The sequence below is a fragment of the Xylanibacter ruminicola Ga6B6 genome (genome assembly GCF_000687715.1).
GTDB lineage: Bacteria > Bacteroidota > Bacteroidia > Bacteroidales > Bacteroidaceae > Prevotella > Prevotella ruminicola_B.
The window spans coordinates 48,912-54,911 of record NZ_JHXD01000021.1 but is presented as its reverse complement, the minus strand read 5'-3'; the positions used below and the strand labels follow the sequence as shown (position 1 = coordinate 54,911).

The following is a 6,000-nucleotide window of genomic DNA, read 5'->3' as shown; positions in this document are numbered from 1 at the left end:
CCCTGACACAGGACAAGGTGATTAAGGAGGCTGCTCTGCGCAGCGGAGTGAGCAAGGGAGTGATGCAGGCATGCTGGGATGCAGCCGGCGAAGTGATTAAGGCGTGGGCCACCGAGGGTCATAGCGTAGCACTGCCCGGTCTGGGTACTATGCGATTCGGATTGCGCGCCAAGAGCGTAGCCCAGGTTGACGAGGTGAAGGCCGGTCTGATTTCGAGTCGTCGCATCATCTTCACTCCTGACGTAGAGCTGAAGGAAGAGCTGGCCAAGACAGCGGTGCAGATTACCTGCTACGACCGCGACGGTAAGGAGGTGAAGCGCGTGACCAGTACCGATGCAGGCGATGTGGAGGACAATGAGAACACCCAGCCAAGCAATCCTTCGACTGGTGGCAACACAGGTGGTAACACCGGAGGCGGCAATCAGCCCAGCAACCCAGGTAGTGGCGGCTCGGACATGAACTAGCGGAAGGAGGTGAATTATGAGTAAGAAGGAAACATTTAAGTTCATCATCCAGATGATTGCGAGCATCGCCACAGCGATTGTGACGGCACTGGGAGCCACCTCGTGTATGGGGTATTAACAAAGAAACAGAGGATGTTCAAACGAGCATCCTCTGTTCTTTTATTTATTTAGTCAATCTCTTCGTCGGGCTCGTAGCCGCCCATCTCGCGGATGGCGTTTTTGAGCATGGTGTACTGCTGATACAGATGGTTAACGGCCTCCTCGCCTTGGGTGTAGTCGTGCATGGGCGACTTGAGGAAGAACGAAAGGAAACGTTGGATGCCATAACGACCAGCACGAGCAGCCAGGTCGCTGAGCAGACAGAGGTCGAGACAGAGGGGTGCTGCCAAGATTGAGTCGCGGCACAGGAAGTTGATCTTAATCTGCATGGGATAGCCCATCCAACCAAAGATATCGATGTTGTCCCAACCCTCTTTGTTGTCGTTGCGTGGGGGATAATAGTTAATGCGAACCTTATGGTAATACTGGGTATCCTCGTCGTTACCATGACCATAGAGGTCGGGCTGCACATCGGGTTTGAGAATGGTTTCGAGGGTTGAGAGTTTTGATACCTCCTTGGTGCGGAAGTTGGCAGGCTCGTCGAGTACCAAGCCATCGCGGTTACCCAGGATATTGGTTGAGAACCAGCCGCTAAGACCCAGGCAGCGGGTGCCGATGATGGGGGCAAAACCCGACTTAACAAGCGTTTGACCGGTCTTGAAATCCTTACCAGCGATAGGCATTTTTGTCTGCTCGGCCAGCTGCCACATGGCAGGGATATCCACCGTGGTGTTAGGGGCACCCATGATGAAAGGAGCACCCTCGCTCAGGGCGGCATAGGCATAGCACATGGATGGGGCGATATGCTCGCGATCGTCGGCCTTCATGGCGGCTTCGAGGTCGCTGAGCTGATAGTGAACCTTCTCGCACACGGGCACGTAGATTTCGGTAGAGGCTGCCCAGAGCACTACCACGCGGGCGCAATCGTTAGCAGCCTTGAATTGGCGGATATCCTGGCGCAGCGCCTCGACCATCTGCCAACGGGTGAGCCCAGCCTTTACATTATCGCCATCCAGGCGCTTGGCGTAGTTCTTATCGAAGGCGGCGGGCATGGGCACTATCTTCTCGAGCTCATCGCGTACGGGCTCGATATCTTTTTCCTTGAGCACTTCGGCATACATGGCTGCCTGATAGGCGTTCTGCGGATACACATCCCAACAGCCAAACACGATATCATCGAGCTTAGCCAGGGGCACGATGTCGGCATAGTGCAGATAACGGGCATCGGCACCACGACCTACGCGTATCTTATCGTACTGAGTCATTGAACCTACGGGTTTGGTTAAGCCCTTGCGAGCCATGAGCACACCCGTAATAAAAGTGGTAGATACGGCGCCACAGCCAACTACCAGGATGCCCAACTTACCTTGGGCGGGGGTTACTTTAGTTTGTGTCATTTTTTACTTTATTTGGTTGATAAACATATCTATGTTTAGTGCGCTGCAAAGGTGCACAAATAAATTGAAACAAGCAAAGAAAACTTAAAATTTTTGCAAAGTTTTACAGCTTTTAAGTGTTTTGTTACAGAAAAATACATTAATTTTGCACCCGATTTTTTTAGGTAACAAAAATTATTTATGTACAAACAAGCATTCAACATGAAGCGCCAGCGCCTGGTTTTCCGTCATTTCGGAAACAAGGGCTACTCGCTCTTTAGTTGTCTGGGCCGCGAGGTGGTTTGCAGCGTGCTATCGGTTAGCACCCTTACCTACGCATCGGCCGAGAGCGTGAGCACACACCCTGTGGTGAGCGACTCAACCGCTACGACAACTGCACGCGAGATGATGCTCGACGAGGTTAGCGTAACCGGATCGAGGGCGCCACTGACCAAGAGTCAGGCTGCGAGAATGGTAACTGTACTGGACCGCAAGGCTATTGCGCAGGCGCCAGTACAAAGTGTAAACGACCTTTTAAAGTACGCTGTAGGCGTGGATGTTAGGCAACGAGGACCCATCGGTGCCCAGACCGACGTGTCGATTCGAGGCGGCAACTACGAGCAGATTACCATCCTGCTGAATGGAATTAACATCTGCGACCCGCAAACAGGGCACAACGCCTTCGACTTTCCTGTAGACATCAGCGACATAGTGCGCATAGAGGTGCTTGAGGGACCTGCAGGGCGTGTGTATGGAACGTCGAGTCTGGTAGGAGCAATCAACATTGTGACGAAGCCTACCCTACCCTCTGCCGTGCATGCCGAAGCAGGATCGTATGGCTATGCCAATGTGGGCGGACGTGTGGCTTTTGGCGGCAAAGCCAGCCACAGCCTGTCAGGCAGCTATACCCGAAGCGACGGCTACAGCCGCAATAAGGCAGGCAAACTGAATGCCGACTACAAAAGCGGAAAGGCTTTTTACCAGGGACAGTACGACGACAACGACATACGCGTGAACTGGCATGCAGGTATAAGCGTAAGGGATTTTGGCTCGAACACCTTTTATGGCGCCAAATGGGACGACCAGTTTGAGCACACACTGAAAACCTACACTGCCGTAACAGCCGAGAACAAACAAGGGCGCCTGCACTTGAAACCAACCATATACTGGAACAGATCGCAAGACCGCTTTGAGCTGTTCCGCGATGCACCCGATATCTACCCCTTTAACTACCATCGCACGGATGTGTACGGCGTGAATCTGAACAGCCACTTTGACTGGGCTGCAGGGCGCACAGCCATAGGCGCCGAACTGCGCAACGAAGACCTTGTGAGCGGCAATCTGGGCGAGCCACTATCGCGCACACACCATATTCATGGTACCGACCGTAACTACGAGTACGGTCTGAACCGCACCAACATGAGCTTTGTGCTGGAACATAACATACTGCTTGAGCGCTTTACCCTTTCGGCAGGCGTGGTGGCCGTAAAAAACTCGTGGAACGAGATGAACATGCGTCTGTATCCAGGCATTGATGCCAGCTACCGTATTGGCAGCAACTGGAAGGTGTATGCATCGTACAACACATCGCTACGCATGCCATCGGTTACCGAACTGTACTACTCGGTGGGCGGGCATAAGGCCGATAAGCACCTGAAACCTGAGGAACTGGCGGCCGTAGAGGGCGGACTGCAATACAACTCGTACCTGGTTGACGCCAAGCTGAGCGTGTATCGTAACCACTGCAAGAACCTGATTGACTGGATCAGGCGCAGCGATGATGTGGATGCACCATGGGAATCGGTAAACTTTACCAAGGTGAACGCCACTGGTATAGAGGCCACACTGGCCCTGAACCTACAGGAGATGATGCCTGCACAACACATACTGAAACGCTTGCAGGTAGATTACAGCTACATTGACCAGGATAAGGTGGAGACCGACGGCATACAGAGCCAGTACACGCTGGAGTATCTGCGACACAAACTGGTGGCACAGTTGCAGGCCAACCTCTGGAAGCGCTTGCATGCAAATATAAGCTACCGCATGCAGGACCGCACGGGCACCTACACCAACGCCGACGGCGAGATAACCGAATACAAGCCTTACGGCATAGTTGACGCACGACTGAGTTGGAATGCCGATAACTACACGATGTATGTAGAGGCTAACAATCTGCTGAACAAAACGTACGTTGACTTTGGCCACATACCACAACCAGGCAGATGGTGGATGGCTGGATTTGCAATCCAATTATAAAACAAAAGAGGCTCGCTGAATAGCGGGCCTCAATTGATAACAATTATTTATTTACCTTTAAGTTTAAACGAATTCTCGATGCTGCAGAGTTCGGCTTCGAAGGCCTTATCAATCTTAAGGCGCTGCTCAACGGTATTGCAGCTGTGGATAACAGTTGAGTGATCGCGACCGCCGATGAGCTGACCAATACGCGACGATGGCATCTTGGTGTGCTTCTGGGCCAGGTACATCGAAATCTGACGGGCCTGCACAAAATCGCGCTTGCGGCTCTTGCTGAACACACTCTGCTGACTTACACCATAGTGGTTGCAAACCTTATCAAGGATATCATCGATAGTCAACGGATGGTTGTCAACCTTAACAGAACGCTTGATAACACGCTCGGCCAGCTTCATATCGATGTTAGAGTTGTATACAATCGAGTAAGCCATCAACGAGTTAACCACACCCTCCAGGTCGCGCACGCTGCCGTTAGCAGTCTGGGCGATATACTCAATCACGTCGGCAGGAATCTTCAAGCCGTCGCGCTTGCACTTAGCGTTCAGGATATCTACACACAACTGCACGTTGGGCTTCTCGAGCTCGGCAATCAGTCCGCAGGCAAAACGGGTAAGCAGGCGGTCCTTAACACCAGTAAGGTCAACTGGGGGACGGTCGCTGGCCAGAATAATCTGCTTGCCGATACGGAACAGGTGATCGAAGATGTGGAAGAAAGTGTCGAGTGTTTTTGGCGAATTCACCCACTCCTGAATATCGTCGACAATCAGCACGTCGATACTCTGATAGAAGTTGATGAAATCGTTCGTGGTATTCTGACGTACAGAATCGGTGAACTGAACCTGGAACAGACGGGCACTTACATACAGCACGCGCTTGTTAGGATAAAGCTCGCAGCACTTCAGTCCGATGGCGTTAATCAGGTGGGTCTTACCACAACCTGAAGGACCATAGATAAAGAAGGGGTTGAAGGTGGTTTTACCCGGGTGCTCGGCGATAGAGAGACCAACGGTACGAGGCAGCTTATTTGAGTTACCCTCGATATAGTTGTGGAAACTCTTCTTGGTGTCGAGCTGGGGATTGAGCTGCTGCTGACGGGGGGCATCGAGCACATTAGGCGACTTGTTAAGATGCTGACGGGCGGGAACGGTCTCAAGCGTAGGACCCTCGCTCTCTACATCGGTAGTTACATCGCGACCCTTAGCGGTAGCAGCCTTTACCTCAACGATTCTGTAATTGAGTTTTACATTGGTACCAAACACTCGCTCTAATACCTTACTTAATAATCCAACGTAGTACTGCTCCAAGAACTCGAATACATATCGGCTTGGAACCTGCACCAGAACCGAACGGTTCGCTTCGTTGAACGACTCGAACACGATTGGTGCAAACCACGTTTTGTACTGCTGCTCTGTAACGTTAGCCTGGATGAGACGAAGGCAGTCGGCCCAGAGCGCCTGATGATTATTATTCATTTGGCGAATGTTATATTTTTAAATTTTAAATCAAACTAGATACAAGACTTAGGCTTGTAGAGTTTATTGTTGTTGTTTCCGAGTGCAAAGGTAAAACAAATTTTTGTAACTTGCAAATGCCCGATTTTCCCCGACGTGTGTACACAATTTGTAACTGCTTAAAAACGTGATAGTTACGCTGTTTCACAAAAGCATCACCTTTTTTACACATTTGCAAACACCACAATGCCTGAAAATCAGGTAGTTACGATTGTGTGAACACAAAAATAATAATGGCCAAGACATAAAAAACATACCTATGGCCAAAATTTATTATTTAGACAAAATCTA

General features: G+C 51.0%; 5 protein-coding genes. 3 read left to right on the top strand and 2 right to left on the bottom strand.

The genetic code is table 11. The features are described 5' to 3' along the window. Together T500_RS17170 and T500_RS17015 are read left to right on the top strand one after the other, a co-directional pair. Window positions 1-464, top strand: a 464-nt coding sequence (locus tag T500_RS17170) for a DNA-binding protein (RefSeq protein ID WP_036909039.1), incomplete at its 5' end; no start/stop codon positions are given. A gap of 16 nt (window positions 465-480) precedes the next feature. Continuing rightward, entirely contained in the window at window positions 481-582 is a 102-nt protein-coding gene (locus T500_RS17015; protein ID WP_155267535.1) for a smalltalk protein, read from the top strand. Window positions 583-631: 49 nt separating this feature from the next. Here T500_RS17015 and T500_RS0111985 read toward each other — a convergent pair whose 3' ends face one another. Beyond that, window positions 632-1,960, bottom strand: coding sequence for an inositol-3-phosphate synthase (locus T500_RS0111985; RefSeq protein ID WP_028908312.1), 1,329 nt, complete (start codon window positions 1,958-1,960; stop codon window positions 632-634). A 180-nt stretch (window positions 1,961-2,140) separates the two neighbouring features. Between T500_RS0111985 and T500_RS0111980 the strand changes: the two genes are divergently transcribed. After that, entirely contained in the window at window positions 2,141-4,198 is a 2,058-nt protein-coding gene (locus T500_RS0111980) for a TonB-dependent receptor plug domain-containing protein (RefSeq protein ID WP_028908311.1), read from the top strand. 47 nt (window positions 4,199-4,245) lie between these two features. Here the strand turns inward: T500_RS0111980 and dnaA are convergent, their stop codons facing one another. Then, window positions 4,246-5,670: a chromosomal replication initiator protein DnaA gene (dnaA, locus tag T500_RS0111975; RefSeq protein ID WP_028908310.1), complete on the bottom strand. Its 1,425-nt coding sequence runs from the start codon at window positions 5,668-5,670 to the stop codon at window positions 4,246-4,248. Window positions 5,671-6,000: the final 330 nt, after the last annotated feature.